The 19,307-nt window shown below is 70.7% G+C and carries 19 protein-coding genes; 2 read left to right on the top strand and 17 right to left on the bottom strand.

What is annotated here, in order from left to right:
- Positions 1 to 66: 66 nt before the first annotated feature.
- Together ITX44_RS02755 and ITX44_RS02750 are read right to left on the bottom strand one after the other, a co-directional pair.
- Positions 67 to 924, bottom strand: a complete 858-nt coding sequence (locus ITX44_RS02755; RefSeq protein WP_205355305.1) for an SDR family NAD(P)-dependent oxidoreductase — start codon at positions 922 to 924, stop codon at positions 67 to 69.
- The gene (locus tag ITX44_RS02750; protein WP_205355304.1) at positions 921 to 2,405 is read right to left on the bottom strand and encodes an MDR family MFS transporter; all 1,485 of its coding nucleotides are present in this window, start codon (positions 2,403 to 2,405) and stop codon (positions 921 to 923) included. Before ITX44_RS02750 ends, ITX44_RS02755 begins: the two co-directional genes overlap by 4 nt.
- A 139-nt stretch (positions 2,406 to 2,544) precedes the next feature.
- Here ITX44_RS02750 and ITX44_RS02745 point away from each other — a divergent pair, with 139 nt between their 5' ends.
- Positions 2,545 to 3,243: a TetR/AcrR family transcriptional regulator gene (locus ITX44_RS02745; RefSeq protein WP_205355303.1), complete on the top strand. Its 699-nt coding sequence runs from the start codon at positions 2,545 to 2,547 to the stop codon at positions 3,241 to 3,243.
- A gap of 216 nt (positions 3,244 to 3,459) precedes the next feature.
- Positions 3,460 to 4,158 (top strand): response regulator transcription factor, encoded by a 699-nt coding sequence (locus ITX44_RS02740; RefSeq protein WP_307795049.1) that lies wholly within the window; start codon positions 3,460 to 3,462, stop codon positions 4,156 to 4,158.
- 119 nt (positions 4,159 to 4,277) lie between these two features.
- On the opposite strand, the gene ITX44_RS02735 is transcribed toward ITX44_RS02740, so the two are convergent.
- From ITX44_RS02735 to ITX44_RS02665, 15 genes are all read right to left on the bottom strand, one after another.
- Positions 4,278 to 5,456, bottom strand: coding sequence for an acyl-CoA dehydrogenase family protein (locus ITX44_RS02735; RefSeq protein WP_205355302.1), 1,179 nt, complete (start codon positions 5,454 to 5,456; stop codon positions 4,278 to 4,280).
- Between the two features lie 70 nt (positions 5,457 to 5,526).
- Complete coding sequence (locus ITX44_RS02730; protein WP_205355301.1) at positions 5,527 to 6,171, bottom strand: antibiotic biosynthesis monooxygenase family protein; 645 nt, start codon at positions 6,169 to 6,171, stop codon at positions 5,527 to 5,529.
- A 33-nt stretch (positions 6,172 to 6,204) separates the two neighbouring features.
- A complete protein-coding gene (locus tag ITX44_RS02725) occupies positions 6,205 to 6,798 on the bottom strand; it encodes an NADPH-dependent FMN reductase (RefSeq protein ID WP_205355300.1) in 594 nt (197 codons plus the stop codon).
- Positions 6,795 to 7,991, bottom strand: coding sequence for an MFS transporter (locus tag ITX44_RS02720; RefSeq protein WP_307795048.1), 1,197 nt, complete (start codon positions 7,989 to 7,991; stop codon positions 6,795 to 6,797). The genes ITX44_RS02725 and ITX44_RS02720 overlap by 4 nt, the downstream gene beginning before the upstream one ends.
- A 226-nt stretch (positions 7,992 to 8,217) precedes the next feature.
- On the bottom strand, positions 8,218 to 9,180 hold the full coding sequence (locus ITX44_RS02715; protein WP_205355298.1) for an LLM class flavin-dependent oxidoreductase: 963 nt from the start codon (positions 9,178 to 9,180) through the stop codon (positions 8,218 to 8,220).
- An 11-nt stretch (positions 9,181 to 9,191) separates the two neighbouring features.
- The gene (locus ITX44_RS02710; RefSeq protein ID WP_205355297.1) at positions 9,192 to 10,763 is read right to left on the bottom strand and encodes an acyl-CoA carboxylase subunit beta; all 1,572 of its coding nucleotides are present in this window, start codon (positions 10,761 to 10,763) and stop codon (positions 9,192 to 9,194) included.
- Between the two features lie 45 nt (positions 10,764 to 10,808).
- On the bottom strand, positions 10,809 to 11,576 hold the full coding sequence (locus ITX44_RS02705; protein WP_205355296.1) for an SDR family NAD(P)-dependent oxidoreductase: 768 nt from the start codon (positions 11,574 to 11,576) through the stop codon (positions 10,809 to 10,811).
- On the bottom strand, positions 11,573 to 12,820 hold the full coding sequence (locus ITX44_RS02700; protein WP_236059734.1) for an FAD-dependent monooxygenase: 1,248 nt from the start codon (positions 12,818 to 12,820) through the stop codon (positions 11,573 to 11,575). The genes ITX44_RS02705 and ITX44_RS02700 overlap by 4 nt, the downstream gene beginning before the upstream one ends.
- Before the next feature lie 2 nt (positions 12,821 to 12,822).
- Positions 12,823 to 13,761 (bottom strand): aromatase/cyclase, encoded by a 939-nt coding sequence (locus ITX44_RS02695; RefSeq protein WP_205355295.1) that lies wholly within the window; start codon positions 13,759 to 13,761, stop codon positions 12,823 to 12,825.
- A gap of 42 nt (positions 13,762 to 13,803) precedes the next feature.
- Positions 13,804 to 14,589: a 3-oxoacyl-ACP reductase FabG gene (gene fabG, locus ITX44_RS02690; protein WP_205355294.1), complete on the bottom strand. Its 786-nt coding sequence runs from the start codon at positions 14,587 to 14,589 to the stop codon at positions 13,804 to 13,806.
- Between the two features lie 10 nt (positions 14,590 to 14,599).
- Positions 14,600 to 14,872, bottom strand: coding sequence for an acyl carrier protein (locus ITX44_RS02685; RefSeq protein ID WP_205355293.1), 273 nt, complete (start codon positions 14,870 to 14,872; stop codon positions 14,600 to 14,602).
- 80 nt (positions 14,873 to 14,952) lie between these two features.
- Positions 14,953 to 16,173, bottom strand: coding sequence for a ketosynthase chain-length factor (locus ITX44_RS02680; RefSeq protein ID WP_205355292.1), 1,221 nt, complete (start codon positions 16,171 to 16,173; stop codon positions 14,953 to 14,955).
- Complete coding sequence (locus ITX44_RS02675; protein WP_205355291.1) at positions 16,170 to 17,450, bottom strand: beta-ketoacyl-[acyl-carrier-protein] synthase family protein; 1,281 nt, start codon at positions 17,448 to 17,450, stop codon at positions 16,170 to 16,172. The genes ITX44_RS02680 and ITX44_RS02675 overlap by 4 nt, the downstream gene beginning before the upstream one ends.
- A complete protein-coding gene (locus ITX44_RS02670) occupies positions 17,447 to 17,773 on the bottom strand; it encodes a TcmI family type II polyketide cyclase (RefSeq protein ID WP_205355290.1) in 327 nt (108 codons plus the stop codon). The genes ITX44_RS02675 and ITX44_RS02670 overlap by 4 nt, the downstream gene beginning before the upstream one ends.
- Positions 17,774 to 17,775: 2 nt before the next feature.
- Positions 17,776 to 19,257, bottom strand: coding sequence for an FAD-dependent monooxygenase (locus tag ITX44_RS02665; RefSeq protein WP_205355289.1), 1,482 nt, complete (start codon positions 19,255 to 19,257; stop codon positions 17,776 to 17,778).
- Positions 19,258 to 19,307: the final 50 nt, after the last annotated feature.

Raw genomic sequence — 19,307 nt, 5'->3', positions numbered from 1 at the left:
ATGGCCCGCGCCCAGAAAGTCCCGCTCAGGGTTGCGGAAAGAACATCAATTCCTTTTCAGGCGACGTCAATTTCCCCGTGGAGCGCCGGTCCGGCTGCCGTGCTCCAGCAGGATCCCCTCTGTGACCTTCTCGAGCCGCCTCGCGGCGCCCCGGTCGAAGGAGTCGTCCTCCACCTCGATCCGGTGCCCCTCCACAAAGGCGCTCAACGCCTCGGCGGGCGGGGTGTCGATGGCCGCGAGGATCGGCGGAAGAGCCAGTTCGACGGGCTTGGCGTACAACTGCATCGTCGTGATCTGCTTGAGTGTGTGCTCGTCGTACTCGCCGGAGAAGCTCGTCGCCGTGACGCCCGGGTGGATCAGGACGTATCGGATCCCGCGGTCCCCGTACCGCCCGGCGAAGGCGACACCGAGCAGGTCGTTGAGTTTTCCGCCCTGCCCGAGCGCGGCGCCCCCGTGGTAGCCGCGCCGCAGTTCCAGGTCGTCCCAGCGCACGACGCCCAGATCGGCGCCGGGGCCCGCCACGTTCACCACCACCGGCCGCCCGGCCGCCGTGAGCGCGTCGGCCAGGCCGTGGCCGAGCACGTAGCGGCTGAGGTAGAACAGCGCGAAGTTCTCCTCCAGGCCCTCGGCCGTCTCGGTGCGCCGGGTGCGGTAGTGCCGGGCGCAGAACACGAGGGTGTCCACGGCGGGGAAGCGCGTCCGCACCGTCTCCAGGACCCGTTCGTTCTCGCTCAGCAGGCTGAGGTCCGCCGGGACGAAAACGGCCCGCGCCCCGGCGCCGACAGCCGCGGCCGATGCGAGGAACGCCGCTCCCTTCGCCTCGTCGCGGCCGATGACGACGACGGTGTCGCCTCTGCCGAGACGGGTCGCGGCGAGCGCCTTCCCGATGCCGTCGGTACCGCCCGCGATCACGATGGTCTTCACTTGCCGTCCCCCTGGGCAGCGACGGGAGCGGGAGCCGCCTCGGCTTGGGCGTCGAGCCGCTCATCGGGCGATTCAGCGGCGGTCTCCTGCGGCGCCGGGCGCCCCGGCAGGAGTGGCGCGGCCAGGAGGACAGCGGCCAGGGCACCGGTCACGCCCCAGTACGCGGCCCGGAAGCCGCCCAGCGGGTCCTCGCTGCCGGCGCTCTGGACGAGCAGCGCGACCAGGGCGATGCCGATCGCGGCGCCGAGTTGGTTGAGCATGTAGAGCACCGTGCTGCCCTGCGGCACGAGGTGGGGCGGCAGCGTCCGGTAGAGCGAGGCGATGGTGGGCGCGCCGACGCTCCCGAGGCCGAGGCCGATGGTGAACGCCAGAACGCCCGACCACACCTGGGAGGTGTGTGCGCCCAGTTGGGTGAAGCCCAGCGCGCTGAGCCCGGCGACCACGGCGCCGGCGAGTACCAGGTTGCGCGAGCCGACCTTGTCGGACAGCCGCCCGGTCAACGGCATGGACACAGCCGAACCGACGCCGAGCGGGGCGAGCAGCAGGGCGGACGCGAAGGTGTCGTGACCGCGCACCTGCTGGTAGTACAGCGGCAGCGCGAACAGGCTGGCGAAGGTGGCCAGGCCGACGAGGGAGCCGACGGTCACGCTGGCGGAGAAGCTGCGCGAGGTGAACAGCCGCAGGTCGATCAGCGGCCGCGTGCTCCGCTCGCGGAGCGCGTGGACGGCGTAGCCGGCCAACAGCACGGCCGCCGCGGCGAGGGGCACCAGTACCCGCCAGGTGAGGAACTCGGTCCGCTCGGCGTACTGGGACAGGGTCAGCACGGCTGCCGCGACGCCCGGGCCGATCAGCACGAGGCCGAGGACGTCGAGCTTGCCCGCCGTGTGCTCACCGACCGGCTTGTCGTCCGGAACCACGCGCAGGGCGAGCAGCAGGGCGGCCAGGCCGATCGGCACGTTGACCAGGAACATCCAGCGCCAGGACGCACCTTGGAGGATGAGTCCGCCGAGGACCGGTCCGAACACCGGGCCGCTGGAGCCGACCACGCCCATCAGGCCCATGACCCGGCCGATACGGCTCGGCCCCGCCGACCGGGCCAGCAGGGTCAGCATCAGCGGGTCGAGCAACCCGGCGCCGAGGCCCTGGAGCACGCGAAACGCGATCAGGCTGCCGATGTTCCACGCCAGTCCGGAGCTGATGGACCCGGCCAGGAACACCACGAGGCCGAGCAGCCACAGCCGCCGCCCGCCGAACCTGTCGACCGCCCAGGTGGTGACCGGGATGCTCACCGTCAGAGCCAGCAGATAGCTGGTGGACACCCAGCCGACCGCGCTGAGCGAGGTGTGGAAGTTCTTCGCAAGGGTGTCGGCGGCGACGGCGACCATCGAGCCGTCGAGGATCCCCATGATCCCGCCCAGCAGGATGACACCGATCAGTCGCCGCAGCGCGGGATCCAGGCCTTCGTCCGATGGATGCGCCATGAGCCTCTCCGTTGGCCTCAACAGCTATTTTTGCACTGGCGAGTGCAGATTAGAGCACTGATGCGTTCAGGGCAACGGCACGGTCAATCAACTGCACTCACGGGTGCAAACTGGCGCCCGAAGCGGCTACACTGATCGAGTGGGCGGAACTACGACGTCGGCAGGTGCCACTCGGGCGACCTCCCGAGGACGCATCGACAAGCGCCAGGCGATCCTGGACGCGGCGTTCACCGTGTTCGCCGACCGGGGCTACGCCCGGGCGGGCGTGGAGGAGATCGCCGAGGTGGCAGGCGTCGCCAAGCACACCGTCTACAACCACCTCGGCGACAAGGAGAACGTCTTCCATGCCGCCATGGAGGCGACCGGAAACGCGGTGATGGCGGAGAACGTGGCCGCGGCCGAGCATCTGGCCATGGACGGCGCGGCGGACCCCGACGCGGTCCGGTCTCGCCTGGAGGACGTGGCGAACCGCCTGCTGGTGCAGTGTTGTGATCCCCGTTCCTGGGCGTTGCGACGACTTCTGAACGCGGAGAGCGCCAGCTTTCCCGATCTGCTGGAATCCGTCTGGGGACACGGCGCCGATCGCCTCAGGCAGACCCTCGCCGACCGGATGGCACGGCTGTCCCTCGCCGGCGTACTGCGCACCTGCGATCCCGTCGAGGCCGCGGAGCAGTTCCTCGCCTTGCTCACCGGCCCCATGGAGGCCCGGTCCCAGTTCGGCACCCGCCCCGTCCCGGAGGCCGAACTGCGCGGCGTGGTGAACGCCGCGGTGAGCACATTCCTGCGTGCGTTCCAATCCGACCACTTGAGCGCCACCGCGTCCGCGGCCGCCTCCTGAGTTCGGGATAGTTCCGGGCTCCGGGGAATCTTCCGTCCGCCGGTCCGCTCATTCTTGTGAACACGCGTGAACACCCTGACACGAATCGACGACAGCGGTGTGGAATCCGCCCTGCGGATCAGCATATGTGCGCAGAGTCAGGACGGCAGGGAGGCAGGCAATGGAGCTTGCGGTCGTGGAACCACCTTTGGCCGGTGCGACTCCAAAGGAGATATCGTGCACATTCTCGTGGTGGAGGCCCAGAAACACGAAGCGCTGACGCTGACCCGCAACCTGGAGCGATACGGCCATGACGTCACAACCGTCGATTCCGGGACCGCCGCACTGGAGAACCTCCAGCAGGCGGACTTCGTCCTGCTCGACCTCGACCTCCCGGACATCGACGGACTGACGGTCTGCCGCACCCTCCGTGAAACGGCCCACGTTCCCCTGATCGCGTTCGCCGGCGGCGGCGAAATGGAGCGGGTCCTCGGGCTGCGGGCGGGTGCTGACGACTGCCTCGACAAGCCCTATCAGATACGCGAGTTGGCGGCCCGTATTCAGGCCGTGATGCGCCGTTGGGAGCCCCGCCGGCCGGCGCTCGCCCCGAAGACGACGGTCTCGGTCGGTGGCCTGCACATCGACGCGGTCTCGCGCGAGGTTCGTGTGCAGGGCAGGCGGGTGGAACTGACCCGCAAGGAGTTCGATCTCCTGTACTACCTGGCCCGGCACTCCGAGATGGTCGTCACCCGGCAGCGGCTGATGGCGGAGATCTGGGAGATCCCGATGGCGCAGGCCCTGGGTGCCCAGGCGAGCCGTACGGTCGACACCCACGTCAACTCGCTGCGCAAGAAACTGGGGCAGAGCGACTGGATCGTCACCGTCCGCGGGGTCGGATTCCGCATGGGCACGGCCGGCGGGAAGGATGCCGCCTGACGGGTCGGAAGGCCGGGCTGTTGCCGCACAGGGCGAGGACGCCGGCGCGCACGGGCCGGACCGCCGGCTCCGTGCGCGTCCCCTGCTCCCCGGTGCGGCAGCCCGGCGTTCGGGCCCCCTTACAGGTACACCGTGTTGGGTTCCAGGCCGGTCAGGGACCTGCCGTAGAGCTCGATGTTGGTAGCCGGGGTGATCAGGGCGTGCAGGGACGTCGCCTGGACGTCCCTCTGGATGCGCGTGATCGGTACGTCCCGGAGGATCGAGGAGCCGCCGCCGGCGGAGGCCAGGATGTCGACGGCCTGCTTGACCTGCTTGGCGATCCAGCCGATCTGCACCCGGGAGAAGATCCGGTCGTCCTGGGACCACGGCTCGTCCCGCCGGATCTTCTCGGCGAGCAGGTCGGTGAAGCGGTGGGCCCGCGCCTCGGCGTCCTCGATCAGCAGTGCCGCCTCACCGACCTGCAGGTGGGTGATCGGCGCCTCCTGCTGACTCGGATAGTTCGTGTACGTCAGGGGCCGGCCGGGAAGCCGCTCCAGGAAGCCGGCCAGGGCATATTTGGCCGCGCCGACGAGCTGGCCGGTCTGCATCGCCGTCGCGGTGACCAGCATCGGCACCCGGTAGCCCCCCTTGGCCGCGTTGGCCCGCGAGTTGCTGATGTTCTGGTAGAAGTCGGCACCCGTGATCACCCGGCGGTCCGGCACGAAGACGTCCTTGGCCACGGTGGTGACACTGCCCGAGCCCTGGAGGCCGGTGGTGTGCCAGTCGTCGACGAGTTCCAGCTCGGACACCGGGACGAGGGTGAAGACCGGAAGGGTCTGTCCGGCCGGCCCCTCGGGCATGGCGGCGGTGATCTTCCAGTGGGCGTGCAGAATACCGCTGTTGTAGCCCCAGCTCCCGTTGATCAGGTAGCCGCCGTCGACCCGAGTGGCCGTACCGGACGCTGCCGTGGTGCCGGTCACCCGGACGTGGGGCTCGGCGAACACCTCGTCGAGGGCCTCGTCCGGCCACAGCCCGACCATCCAGGTCAGCGAGGCGTAGATGGACATGCAGAAGGCGACCGAGCTGTTCCCCTTGGCGATCTCGGCGAGCACGTCGACGAACGCGCGGGCGTCCGACTCGTATCCGCCGTACTGGGTGGGCACCTGCATCCTGAGCAGTCCGGACGCCTCGATCGCCTCGATGACGTCCGGGGGAAGCCGGCGGTTGTCGTCGATCCACAGGGCGCGGGAGCGCAGCAGGGGCACGAGTTTCCCCGCGCTCTCGACGAGATCGTCCCTGGTCGGCGTGGTGGTCGGCATGGTCGGTTCCTCCCGGGGTGATGGCGTGATGACGTGATGACGTCGGAGGCGCAGGCGGCGGGTCGGTGCCTCAAGCCGTGAGGCTGTGCAGCAGGTGGTAGCGCTTGAAGCCGATGGGGCGTACCCCGGGTGTGTCGTGGGTGGCGCGCAGAGTCGCCGTCCGGGTGGCGCCTGCCAGGAAGGCCGCGTGAGCCTCGTCGCTGGTCCACTCGGCGTAGTTGAGCACCCGGCTGCCGTCGGTGCTGCGGTGGAAGTTGGCCGAGATCAGTCCGGGGTGCTGCGCGGCCGGGGCGCGTTCCAGAGCGTCGGCTATCGAGGCGACGATGCCTTCCTGCGGCCCGGGACCATCGACGTCGAAGGCGGCGACGACGAAACTGGCCGGCACCACCGGTCCGGTGTCCAGCACGATCGCCCGGTACAGGGTGTACTCGACGGTCTGGGCGCCGGCCAGCCCCTTCAGCCCGGCCGTGAAGGCGCGGTGGGCTGCGGCATCGGCCGACTGGGCGTAGGTCAGCACGGTGTCGTGCTCGGTGCTCAGGTATCCACCGAAGGAGAGGATCCCGGTGGGCCAGGGGGTGGTACGCAACTGCGTCACGGCCTCCTGCAGGGCATCGATGCCGCTCTCGCGGTCGGGTACGTACCACTGGGCCACGTGGACGTGCGTGCTGTCGGCACGGCGGACGTCCGGCGGTGCGGACGTGATCTTCTGGGGCATTCGCGCTTCCCTTCGGGGCGGTTGTCGCTGATGTCAGCGCGGGTACGGGCGTTCGCCGCGGGCCGTGCGCAGGGCTCGGCCCCACCAGTCGAGCTGGTCGAGCAGCAGGCCGGCCGACAGGACGCTCGGCTCCGCGTCCGCCGGCCGGCCCTGCGAGTCGAAGCGCCCGCCGGCGTTGGGGAAGGCGACGTTCTCCCGGACGGTCAGCGCGTGCACCTCGGCGAAGACCTGGCGCAGTTGCTCCACCGCGCGCACGCCGCCGCTGAGTCCGCCGTACGACACGAACCCGACCGGCTTGGCCGTCCACTCCTGGTAGAACCAGTCGACGGTGTTCTTCAGAGCGGCCGGGAAGCTGTGGTTGTACTCGGGCGTGACCACGACGAAGGCGTCTGCCGCGACGAGGACGGAACGCAGCGATTCCCGCACCCGGACCACCTCCGCGGGCAGGTCCGAGCCCGGCGCGGGTATGACGAACGGCAGCGGGTGGTCGAGCAGGTCGACGCCTTGCACGGCGAACTCGGCGCGCTCCTTGACCTGGGCCAGGAACCAGTCGGTCACGGCCGGGCCGAGGCGCCCGTCCCTGACGCTGGCGGTGATGATCACAAGGGAAAGCCGGTCATCCGTCATGGTGCGACCTGTCTGTGAGAGATCCGAAGTCCGTGAAGCGCGGTCAGCAGGCCGACCGCGGCGACGGCTGTGATGAACGACAGCGCCGGGCGGTAGCCGTGGCAGGCGCTGAGCAGCAGGGCGGTGACCGGGAGCATCAGCACGGCGCCGAGCTGGACGGCCGTCTGGTAGAGCGGGACGGCCGCTGCTCGGTCCGCGGTCGGCAGGGCCACGGTCGCCTGGATGTTCAGGGCGGCGAAGGAGAGCACGAAGGCCGCGCCGACCAGGAGCAGGGTCGGCAGCATCGCGGTGGAGTACGTCGCGGTCGTGGGGCGCCACAGGTAGAGCCCGCAGCCCACCACAGGGGCGGCCGCGCCGCAGGCGATCAGCCGGCTGGTGCCCCAGCGCGCCGTCATGGAACCGGCGAAGGGCACGGTCACGGCCAGCGGCACGCAGGCCGGCAGCAGGGCGAGCGCCGACTGCCAAGGGGGCCAGCCCAGTTGGCGCTGGGTCCGGAAGACGAACAGGAGCAGCAGGCTTTGGTACGTGCCGTTGAGCGTTGCCGCGCCCACGGCTGAGCGCAGCAGCGAGCCGTTGCGCAGCAGCCCCGGCGCGATGTGCGGGACGGGAACGGGGCCCGGGTCGGCCGGGATGAGCCGCAGGCCGCAGAACAGCAGCACCAGCGCCACCGGCGCCGGGAAGAGGAACGTCCAGCGCCAGCTCACCTCCAGGAGGGCGCCGGACAGCAGCAGCCCCAGGGTGAAGCCGGCCGCGCCGAACAGGGAGTAGACGGAGACCGCCCGTCGCTGCTGCGGGCCGCTGGGGAAGGTGGTGCCGATGATGGCAAGGCCGGTGGGTGCGGTGAGGGCCGCGCTCATCCCCTTGACGACCCGTGTGGCGATCAGCAGGGGGGCGCTGCCGGCCAGCCCGCCGACGACGGAGGCGGCGCTGAAGAGCAGCATCGCGCCGAGGTAGACCCGCTTGCGGCCCAGCCCGGCATTCAGCCTCGGTCCGACAACGAGCAGGGCGGCGAAGCCGATGGCGAAGCCGCTCATCAGCCACTGCACCGTCCACAGGCTCAGGCCCAGCGATGTGCCGATGGTCGGCAGGGCGACGAGTACCAGGGACACCTCGATCGCGTCGAGGATCATGTTGGCCGAGAGGATGAACAGCACGGCCCACAGCCGCGCGTCCCAGGGCGCCGGATCCGCCACCGCTCCGGTGTCCTCGGTGGCGGGGGAAGCGGCAGGGGGAACGGCAGGAGCGTCGCCCGGGGAATCGGCGGGAGAATCGGACCTGGGGGAATCGGACCGGGAGAAGACCGTCATGGTGGGCCGCCAGCGTCGGTGTCGGTGTCTGGTCGGACGGGGCGCGTCGTGGTGCGGCAGGGGTGCGCGCCGATGGGCTTCGAAAGCGTCGGCGTGCGGGCCGGGGGCCTGCTCAGCGGAGCAGCGGCGGCAGTTTCCCGGTGACGAGCCGGAGGTTCTCCGCGGCGATGTCGTCCGGCATGCCGGCGATGCTCGCCCAGAAGATCAGGTGCTCGACCGGCAGATCCTTCGTCAGTTCCTTGATGCGTACGGCCGCGTCCTCGGGGGTGACGATGTCCAGCAGACCCCGGGGATCCTGGGCGTTCGGGTCGCGGAGGTCCTCGGCGGTGAGCAGCGGTACGGTCCGGCCCTTGCCTTCCACCGATCCCTGCCGATAGGAGTTGACCTGGTGGGCGAGGTGCGGCGCCACCCGGTGCCAGGCCTTCTCCGGGTCCTCGGAGAGGATGAGGGGCACCAGGTCGCTGACCCTCGCCGCCCGCGGGTCGTGGCCCGCCTCGACGAGGCCCTGCCGGTAGTGCTTGAACATGGGGCGCGAGATGTGCAGCAGGCCGATACCGAGCCGGCCGGCGAACTTCGCACCGCGCGGCCCGTAGAAGCCTCCCCAGACCGGCGGCGGGTTCTGGAGCGGCAGGGGCGAGACCGACCGGTCCGCCCACAGGCGCAGGATCTCGCGGATGTTCCGCTCGGTGCCGGCGAACCGGCGGGTGAAGTCCGCTCCGAACAGCTCGTATTCGGGCACCCGGTAGCCGGCGCCGAGGCCGAGTTCGAGTCGGCCGCCGCTGATGAGGTCCACGAGTGCGGCCTGCTCGGCGAGGTCGACGGGATGGTGCAGCGCGGGAAGCACCACCGAGGTCCCGATCCTGGCCCGGCGGGTGCGCGCGGCCGCGGCGGCGGCGAAGGCCAGCGGCTGCGGCAGGTAGCCGTCCTCGAAGAGGTGGTGCTCGGTGAACCACAGGCCCCCGGCACCGAGTCGGTCCGCCTCCTCGCAGAATTCCAGGGTCTGTGCGTAGTGGTCGGCCCACGGCCGGTGCCATTGCTGCGGGTTGCGCAGGTCGAAGAGAAGTCCGACATCCATGGCGATCCTTTTCACTGGGGCGGGTTGCCGTGCTTGCGGTGCGGAAGATCGGCGCCCTTGTCGGCGAGCATGGCCAGGGCGCGGCAGAGCAGGGGCCTGGTACGGCGGGGGTCGACGACGTCGTCGACCAGGCCGCGCTCGGCCGCGTAGTACGGATGGACGAGTTCCTTCCGGTACTCGGCGATCTTCTGGGCGCGCATCGCGGCCGGATCCTCGGCCGCGGCGATCTCGCGCCGGAACACCACGTTCGCGGCTCCTTCCGCGCCCATCACCGCGATCTCGTTGGTGGGCCAGGCGAAGGCCAGGTCGGCGCCGATCGAGCGGGAGTCCATGACGATGTACGCGCCGCCGTACGCCTTGCGCAGGATCAGTGAGATGCGTGGCACGGTGGCGTTGCAGTAGGCGTAGAGCAGCTTGGCGCCGCGCCGGATGATGCCGTCGTGCTCCTGGTCCACACCGGGCAGGAAACCCGGCACGTCGACCAGGGTGACCAGGGGAATGTTGAACGAGTCGCAGAACTGGACGAACCGGGCGCCCTTCTCGCTGGCGTCGATGTCCAGCACCCCGGCCATGACCGCGGGCTGGTTGGCGACCAGCCCCACCACCCTGCCCTCCAGCCGGGCCAGGGCGCAGACCAGGTTGGGGGCGAAGGCGGCGTGCACCTCCAGGAACTCGCCGTCGTCGACGATCTCCTCGATCACGCCCCTGATGTCGTAGGACCGGTTGCCGTCCGGGGGCACCAGGCCGAGCAGCGCCTCGGACTCGCGGTCGGGCGGGTCGGCGGTGACCGTCCGGGGCGGCAGTTCACGGTTGTTGGCGGGCAGCAGGGAGAGCAGGTAGCGGACTTCGGCCAGGCAGGTCTCCTCGTCGTCGTAGACGAAGTGCGCGACACCGGAGGTGCCGGCGTGCACGTCCGCGCCGCCCAGCCCGTTCTGGCTGATCTCCTCGCCGGTGACCGCCTGGACCACGTCCGGGCCGGTGATGAACATCTGCGAGGTCTCCCGCACCATGAACACCACGTCGGTGAGCGCCGGGCTGTAGGCGGCCCCGCCGGCGCACGGACCGAGCATCACGCTGATCTGCGGGATGACGCCGGAGGCACTGGTGTTGCGCCGGAAGATCCCGCCGTAGCCGGCCAGCGCCTGCACGCCCTCCTGGATCCGCGCGCCCGCGCCGTCGTTGAGGGAGACCAGTGGAGCCCCGGCCGCGATGGCCATGTCCATGATCTTGTGGATCTTCTGCGCGTGCGCCTCGCCCAGCGCACCGCCGAAGATCCGGAAGTCATGGGCGTACACGAAGACGGTACGGCCCTCCACCGTGCCCCAGCCCGTCACCACACCGTCGGTGTGCGGCTTCTTCGCTTCCAGGCCGAAGCCGGTCGCCCGGTGCCGCCGCAGGCCCTCGACCTCGGTGAAACTCCCCTTGTCCAGCAGGAGTTCGAGCCGCTCCCGGACGGTGAGCTTGCCGCGTGCGTGCTGTCGTCCGGTCGCCAGCGGGTCCGGGCCCCGATGCACCAGCTCCTTCAGCGCGCCGAGTTGTGCCATGCGTTCCGAGATGCCGCCGGAGACCTCTGTCGTCGGCATGCCCACCTCCAGTGCGGTCCGATTCGGTTGTGGCCCTGCGGCGGATCAGCCGAGCAGGGTGCCGCCAGTGGCGTCGATGAAGGCACCGGTGATCCACCGGGCCTCGTCGGTGGCCAGGAAGGTGATCACGTCCGCGACGTCTCCCGCGGTGCCCACCCGCTTGAAGGCCGAGAGCTGCGCCATCTGCTCCACCGCCTCGGGTATGCCGAAGACCGCGCTGCCGTTGTCGGTGATCCCGGGCGCGACGCTGTTGATGGTGATGCCGCGCGGGGCCAGGGACCGGGCCAGGTGCAGGGTGAGCTGCTCGATCGCGCCCTTGGTCATCGCGTACGCGACCTGGTCGGGGTTGGCGACCCGGGTCAGTCCCGACGAGATGTTGATGATGCGCCCGCCCTCGGGGATCTGCGCGAGCGCACGCTGCACGATGAAGTACGGTGCCTTGGCGTTCACCGCGAAGAAGGTGTCGAACTGCTCCGGGGTGAGGTCCTCGGGGAGGATGCCGGTCGCGCTGGTCACCCCCGCGTTGTTCACCAGGACGTCGAGGGTCGTGTCCCCGGTCCGCTCCTTGAGGCCCTTGTCCAGGCCGAGGAAGAGTTCGTGCACGTCGCCGGGGACGCCCAGCTCGGCGTGGACGGTGAAGCCGTGGCCGCCGTCCTTCTCGATCAGCTCGACGGTCTCCCGGGCCGCCGCCTCGTTGGCGGCGTAGTGCACGGCGACCAGGGCGCCTTCCCTGGCCAGCCGCACCGCGGTGGCGCGGCCGATGCCGCGGCTGGAGCCGGTGACGAGTGCTGTTTTGCCGGTGAGCCTGCTCATGGTGCCTCTCCTGAGGTGACGTCGGGTGCGGGCGGATTCCGCCGGGTTCCGTGGTGCGGGGGGCCCGGCTCGGACGGCCCGAGTCCGCTGATCGCGCGTGCCAGGTGGCTGCGGGCCGACCCGATCTCCAGCAGCTCGCCGAAGACCGAGCGCAGTCCGTCCACCTCCGGGCCGCCGAGCAGCAGCCGGGCCTGGGCCTGGATATTGGTCAGCGTGGCGGCGCCGATCCGGTGGCGGGTGTCGTGGTAGCTGTCGAGCGGTCCGGCGCCGCCCGCGCCGGCGCCGGCGGAGCTGCCGGTGGCCCCGGCCACTTGTTCGGCGAGTTTGCGGCCGAGGTCGGCGGCGTCCTGCAGCCCGAGGTTGAGCGCCTGCCCGCCGACCGGCATCTGCACGTGGGCCGCGTCGCCCGCGAGCAGGACCCGGTCCTTCACGTACCGGGTTGCCTGCAGTCCGGTGTTGTCGAAGGCGTCGAGCCAGACCGGGGTGCCGGCGCTGATGTCCTCACCGGTCACCCGGGCCCAGGCCGCCACCACCTCCGCCAAGTCGGGTGCGCCGGTACGCCGCCCGGGCCGGCTGCCGTGGACGTGGACCATGACCCGGGTGGTGCCGTCGGGCCAGCGAAAGGCCGTGGCCAGCCCCTGCGGATGCCGTTCGAAGCGCCGGTTCGGCACGTCGATTCCCGCGAGGTCGGCCCGGAGCATCTCCAGCGTGGCTTCCTCGCCGTCCACCTCGAACCCGGCCAGTTGCCGTACGGTGCTTCGCTCGCCGTCGCAGCCGACCAGGTAGGAGGCGGTCAGGACGGACGGCTTCGAGCCGAGCTCGATGAAGCCGACCTCGACGCGGTCCGCGCGGGAGCGCAGGCCCGTCACCACGTGGCCCCGGCGCACCTGCGCACCCAGTTCCGTCGCCCAGTCGTACAGCACGGCCTCCAGGCGGGCTTGCGGACACTTCCACTGGCCCGCGTAACGGTGGCCGGGGGCCGCCGCCGACAGGTCCAGCGGCATGCCGCCGAAATGGCCCGGGCCACCGCTGGGCAGGGTGCCCAGACGCTCCAGCACTCCGCGTTCGGCGAGGATCTCCATCGTGCGGGTGTGCAGGGTGGAGGCACGGGACTCGGTGGTCGGTTCGGTGAGCTGCTCCAGCACGGTCACCCGCACTCCGGCCAGGCGCAGTTCTCCGGCGAGCAGCAGCCCGACGGGGCCGGCTCCGACCACGACGACATCGGTGTCCGGACCGTGTGCCATGCTCAGCGCCGCGCTTCCGCGTACTGCTGGGCGTGGTGCAGTGTGGCGCGGCTGTTCGTGCCGAGGGCCTCCCGGATGAACCGGCGCGCCTCCGCAATGCCCGCTTCCGGGCCGAGCACCCGGTGGATGTTCCCGGGGTTGAGTACGACGGTGTGCTGGGAGGTGGCGGTGGTGACGCCGTCGGGGCCCTCCTCGAACGTCCAGTAGCCGGTGTGCAGGTTCAGCAGCAACGGCAGCGTGGTCTGCTTGTAGGCGATCTTGCGGTGCGGGAAGCAGACCCGGACCGACTCCGTGGTGTGGGTCGAACCGTCCTTGGCCAGGGTGTCCATCCGCAGGGTCTGCAGCCCCGGGGTGTCCTCGGCCAACTCGACCGTGGTGACGTGCGGCAGCCGCTCCGTCCACAGGTGGGCGTCGTTGACGAAGTCGTACACGTCCTTGGCCGCGCCGTTCACCCGGACGCTGTCCTCGAAGGACAGGCTGAGCTCGGCGTCCTGGACCGACAGCTCCAGGTTGGCCTTCAGGCCGGGCAGCTCCGCCCGGCTGTTGCGGTCCACGGCCTCGTCGATCCAGCGCAGGCCCTCGGGGTCGTCGCCGACCGCGCGGTAGGAGTGGAGCAGGCGCACCCGCGACCGGCGATCGCCGAGGCGTTCGATGATCCAGGTGCCGGTCATCTCGGCGACCGGCGGCGCCGAGACCTCCTGCCAGAACCGGATGCGCAGCGCGTCGGGGTCCAGGGTCCGCCGCGAACTCCAGTTCTTGGCCTCTCCGTTGGCGGTGGCCCAGATCCGGATGCGTTCCTCGTTCCCGTCGCGTTCGAGGTAGTCGACGTAGACGGACGGAGGGAAGAGCCGGGGCCAGTTCTCGACTTCGGCGAGCAACCGGTAGACGTCGGTGGCGTCCGCCTGCACAGTGATCTCGTGTTCGACCTCGCGGGTCGTCATGGTCACAGCTCCGATCGGTGGTGGAAGGGCGTCGGGAGGTGGTCAGAAGTTCCCGAGGCCGCCGCAGACGTTGAGCGCCTGGGAGGTGATGGAGGCGGCGGTGTCGGAGGCGAGATAGCCGACCAGGCCGGCGACTTCCTCGGGCGAGGAGTAGCGGCCCAGCGGGATCTTGGCCTCGAACTTCTCCCGGATCGCGTCCTCGGTGGTCTCGTACGCCGCCGCGTACCCCTGGCGCACCCGCTGCGCCATCGGCGTCTCCACGTAACCGGGGCAGACGGCGTTGACGGTGATGCCGGTGGGGGCCAGTTCGTTGCCCAGGGCCTTGGTGAAGCCGACCACGCCGTGCTTCGAGGCGGAGTACGGGGCGCCCAGCACCACGCCCTGCTTGCCGGCGGTGGAGGCGATGTTGATGATCCGGCCGCGGCTCTTCAGCCGCAGCCCCCCGCCGTTCAGCACCTCCCGGGTCACCCGGAAGACGCTGTTCAGGTTGGTCTCGATCACGTCGTACCACAGCTCGTCGGTGAGGTCGGCGGTCACTCCCCCGCCGCTGCGCCCCGCGTTGTTGACGAGTACGTCGATGGTGCCGAAGCGGTCGACGGCCGCCCGGACGAACGCGCCGACGCCCTCGTCACTGCGGACGTCGACGGCTGCGCCGGCCACGTCCAGGCCCTCGGCGCGCAGTTCCTTCACGGTCGCCGCGACGTTCTCGGCGTTGCGGGCGCCGATGAACACCCGGTGGCCTCCGCCGGCCAGCTGCCGGGCGACGGCCAGCCCTATCCCGCTGGTCGCACCCGTCACGAGGGCGACCCGTCCGGTGCTCTCTGCCATGGTCTTCTCCTCAGGCGCTCGGAGCAGCGGAGAGCTGCGCGTTGACGATCTCGATGAGGCTTCGGGGGGTGACCGCGTCGGTCAGGGCGGAGTCGTCCAGCGCGATGCCGTATTCGCGCTCTATCCGGCCGCCGGTCTCCAGCAGCGCGAGGGATTCGTAGCCGAGCGCCGTGAAATCGGTGTCGATGATGTCCCCGCTCAGGTCGACTCCCTCTTCGGCACCGGCCGCCTCCAGCAAAATGCGTCGCAGGTCGTCGAGGGTGAACAGGCTTGTGGCGGACATGTCCTGGCCTTTCATGCGTGGGTGGGTGGTTGTCCCGGACAGGCCCCGGGGATCCCCGCGGGGAGGAGAGGTCCGCCGGCTCAGCGGCCGACGGCGCGTACGACCAGCGCCGAGTTGAATCCGCCGTGGCCGCGGGCCAGCACCAGGGCGGTACGCACCGGCGCGGGGCGGGGGGTGCCGACCACCAGGTCGATGTCGTACCGGTCGGCGCGGGAGGTACCGATGGTCGGCGGAATGACACCGTCGCGGATGCTGAGCAGGGCGGCGGCGACGTCCAGGGGCGCGGCGCCCGAGTACAGCCGCCCGGTCATGGTCTTGGGCGCTGTCACCGGGACTGCGTGCGGCCCGAACGTCTTGGTGATGGCCTCGGCCTCGGCACGGTCGAGTTCGGGGATGGCGGCGGCGTCCGCGAAGACCACGTCCACCTCGGCGGGTGAGACCCCGGCGTCCCGCAGTGCCCCTTCGATCGCGCGCTCGATGCCCGGCGCCCGTCCGCTGCCCGGCCGGGGATCCATGGTGGCGGCGTGTCCCGCGAGTTGGCCGTAGACCTTCCCCGCGCCGCGCGCACGTGCGTGCTCCGCGTCCTCGACCACCAGCAACGCACCTCCTTCGCCCGGCACATGGCCGCGGGCATCGGAGTCGAAGGGCAGATAGGCCCGCTCCACGTCGTCCCCGGTGGCCAGTCGGCCGCTCGCCAACTGGGCGACCCATCCCCATGAGCAGATCGACGCGTCGACCGCACCGGCCACCACGAGCGACGTCCCCTTGCGGACCTGGCGCCGGGCCTGGGCGAGTGCGTCGAGACCGCCGGCCTGGTCACTGATGACCACGCTGCTGGGGCCCCGCAGACCGTGGCGGATCGAGATCTGCCCGCTGTTGACGGCGTAGAACCAGGCGAAGGACTGGTAGGCGGAGACGTATCGGCCGCCCTTGCTCCACAGCGCCTTCAGCTCGTTCTGGCCGAACTCGAAGCCGCCGGAGTGGCCGGCCGTGATCACCCCCGCGGCATAGTCGGGCAGTTCGCCGGGATCGATCCCGGCGTCCTGCAGGGACCAGTCGGCACTGACCAGGGCCAGTTGGGTCATCCGGTCCGTCTGCGGCAGCAGCCTGCTGGGCAGGTGCTCCCGCGCGCTGAACGCCCCGATCTCACCGGCGAGCCGCGACGGGTAGTCGGACGGGTCGAAGCGGGTGATGCGTCCGATGGCGCTGCGGCCTTCGAGCGTCGCCGCCCAGTACTCCTCCAGGCCCAGGCCGTTGGGCGCGACCACGCCGAGCCCGGTCACCACGGGGTGGGCGTTCATCGGCTGCTCCGATCGGGCCGGGCGAGCACCACGGCACTCTGGAAGCCGCCGAATCCGCTGCCGACCGACAGCACGGCATCGGTCCGCCAGTCGCGCGCGGTCAGCGGCACGTAGTCGAGATCGCATTCCGGGTCCGGGTTGTGCAGATTGGCCGTGGGCGGCACGACGCCGTGTTCCATCGCCAGGACGGATGCCGCCACCTCGATCGATCCGATGGCGCCCAGCGAGTGGCCCACCATCGACTTGATGGAGCTGACCGGCGTCCGGTAGGCGTGGTCACCCAGGCTCCGCTTGAAGGCGGCGGTCTCGTGCCGGTCGTTCTGCTTGGTGCCGGAGCCGTGCGCGTTGATGTAGTCGATCCCCTCAGGGGCGATCCGGGCCTCGTCGAGCGCCACGCGGATGGCCTCGGCCATCTCCGCGCCGTCCGGGCGCAGCCCGGTCATGTGGAAGGCGTTGGACCGGGTCGCGTAACCAGCGACTTCGGCGTAGATGTGCGCGCCCCTGCGGCGTGCGCTCTCCAGCTCCTCCAGGACGAAGACGGCCGCCCCCTCGCCGAGGACGAAACCCGTACGGCTCGCGTCGAACGGCCGCGAGGCATGTTCCGGATCGTCGTTGCGCGGCGTGGTGGCCTTGATCGCGTCGAAGCAGGCGACGGTGATCGGGGAGATCGGAGCGTCGCTCGCCCCGGCCACGACGACGTCGGCGACTCCGTCCCGGATCAGGTCCGTCGCGTAGCCGACGGCGTCGAGACCGGAGGTGCACCCGGTGGACACGACGGTGCCGGGGCCCTCCGCGCCGACGGCCCAGGCGACCTCCGTCGTGAAGGAGCTGGGCACCAGGAAGTTGTAGAGGTGGGGAACGGCGTAGGCGTGGTCGACGAGATCCAGGCGGCCGCCGTCGCTGACCGCGCGGTACTCCTGGTCCAGCCCGGTGGTCGCGCCGACGGCGCTGCCGATGGTCACGCCGACGCGATGCGGGTCCAGACCGGCGAAGTCCAGTCCGCTGTCGGCGACCGCCTCACGGGCGGTGACCACCGCGAACTGCGCGGCCCGGTCCATCCGGCGGATCTCCTGCGGGGAGAGTCCGGACGCCTCGGGGTCGAAATCCGCCTCGGCCGCGATCTGGGAGCGGAAGGGCGACGGGTCGAAGAAGGAGATCCGCCGCGTGGCGGTCCGTCCGTCGGTCAGCAGTTGCCAGAAGTTCTTGGCTCCGATGCCGCCGGGAGCGGTGACGCCGACCCCGGTGATCACGACCCGCCGGCCGTCCGTCGGGCTCACGACGCGCTCCAGTGGTAGAAGCGGCGGGCCATCGCGTCGGCCGGGGAACGCCACGTGGCGGGGTCGTAGGCCTCGATGTGCGGCTTGAGGTCCTCGCTGATCCGGATGAACCGGGGGTCGGTCCTGGCGCTCTGGATCAGCTCGCCGCCGTTTTCGCCGTCGAAGTCCTGAAGGTGGAAGTACAGGCCCCGGTACGAGAAGAGTTCACGGCGGCGGGTGCCCATGAGGTGGGGCATATCGGTGGCGTCGAAGGCGCCGAAGATTCCGGCGACGTCGTCGGCGGAGCCCGGTTCCATGCGGGCGACGATCAGTGTGCTGTGCATGTCTACCTCTTTTCGGATTCGCGTCGGGCGGGGCCGAACCAGCGGTCCAATGCCGTGGGGAGGTCGTGGTGGCTGCCGGGTCCGGCCCATGCGACATAGCCGTCGGGGCGGATCAGCACCGCGGTCGTGCCGTCGAGCGGGGTCCCGTCACCGCGGGCGGCGGCGGTGACGATGTCGACCCGGTCACGCCAGCCCGCCGCGCGGCGGCGCAGGTGCGGGTTGTCCGCCAGGTCCAGCAGCACGCCGCGTCCGGCGTGGAGCAGGGCGGTGCTGCTGGCCGGACGCCCCCGCACGGTCAGCTCCAGGTGCGGCATGCGTGCCCCGAGCAGGGGGTTCGGGCCGGGTCCGACGTCGTACCTGATCGCCAGCCCGCTGACCTTGGCGGCGAGATGGCGGCTGACGTCCTCGTAGCGGATCAGCTCGGCGAGGACGTCGCGAACCGGCTGTGCCTGCGCCCCGCCGAGGATCAACTGGCTCTGGGCTGCGGTGTTGGCGAGGAGCTGCTCGCCGACCTTGTGCCGTTCGCTGTGATAGGTGTCCAGCAGGGAGTCCGGTGCGGTGCCGTGCAGGACCGCGCCGAGCTTCCAGCCGAGGTTCACCGAATCCTGGATGCCGGTGTTCATGCCCTGGCCACCCGCCGGCAGGTGGATGTGGGCCGCGTCGCCCGCCAGCAGGACGCGGCCGCGCCGGTACTCGGCCGCTTGCCGTGCCGCGTCGGTGAAGGCGCTCACCCACACCGGTTCGGCGTGCGAGATGTCGTCCCCGGTGAGCCGCTTCCAGGTGTCGACGACTACCGCGAACGACGGCGGACCGCCGCGCCTGCGCGGTGGCGCGCCCCGCTCGCCGACGATGACGCGATGGATGCCGCCGGGAAGCGGCGCGGACATGGCCATTCCGCCGGACAGCAGCTCACCGGTCGTCCGGGGCGTCACCTCAATGCCCCGGATGTCCGCGAGCAGGAGCTCGGTGGTGGCCGGGGTGCCGGGGAAGTCGAAGCCGGCTGCCTTGCGGACACTGCTGCGTCCTCCGTCGGCGCCGACCAGGTAGTCCGCCCGCAGGGTCCGCTCCCCGGCAGGGGTCCCGACGCGTACGACGACGGACGAGCCCTCCTCCCGGTAGGAGCGGAATTCGTGGCCGCGTCGGATGTCGGCCCCCAACTCCAGCGCCCACGTCTCCAGGACCGTCTCAGTGACGGACTGGGGTACGGCGTTGGCGGCCCGGTACGGGCCGTCCAGGACACCGAAGTCGAGCGGGACACCGCCGAAGTGGCCGCGTTCGCTGGTCTGGACGGCGCCGAACCGGCGGAGCAGCCCGCGCTGGGCGAACGTCTCGACGGTACGGATGTTCAATCCGATTCCGCGGGATTCCGCGGTACGTCCGGAAAGTCGTTCCAGAACGACGACATCAATGCCCGCCAGTCGTAGTTCCCCGGCGAGTACGAGCCCGGCCGGCCCGGCTCCGGAAATGATGACCGAACCACTCATACACCTCTCCCGTCTCTTCGGGGGCACTCGCACATGAATACTCCCTCGGA

The sequence above is a fragment of the Actinacidiphila acididurans genome (assembly GCF_016918855.1).
GTDB lineage: Bacteria > Actinomycetota > Actinomycetes > Streptomycetales > Streptomycetaceae > Actinacidiphila > Actinacidiphila acididurans.
This window is presented reverse-complemented; position numbering and strand designations above follow the sequence as displayed.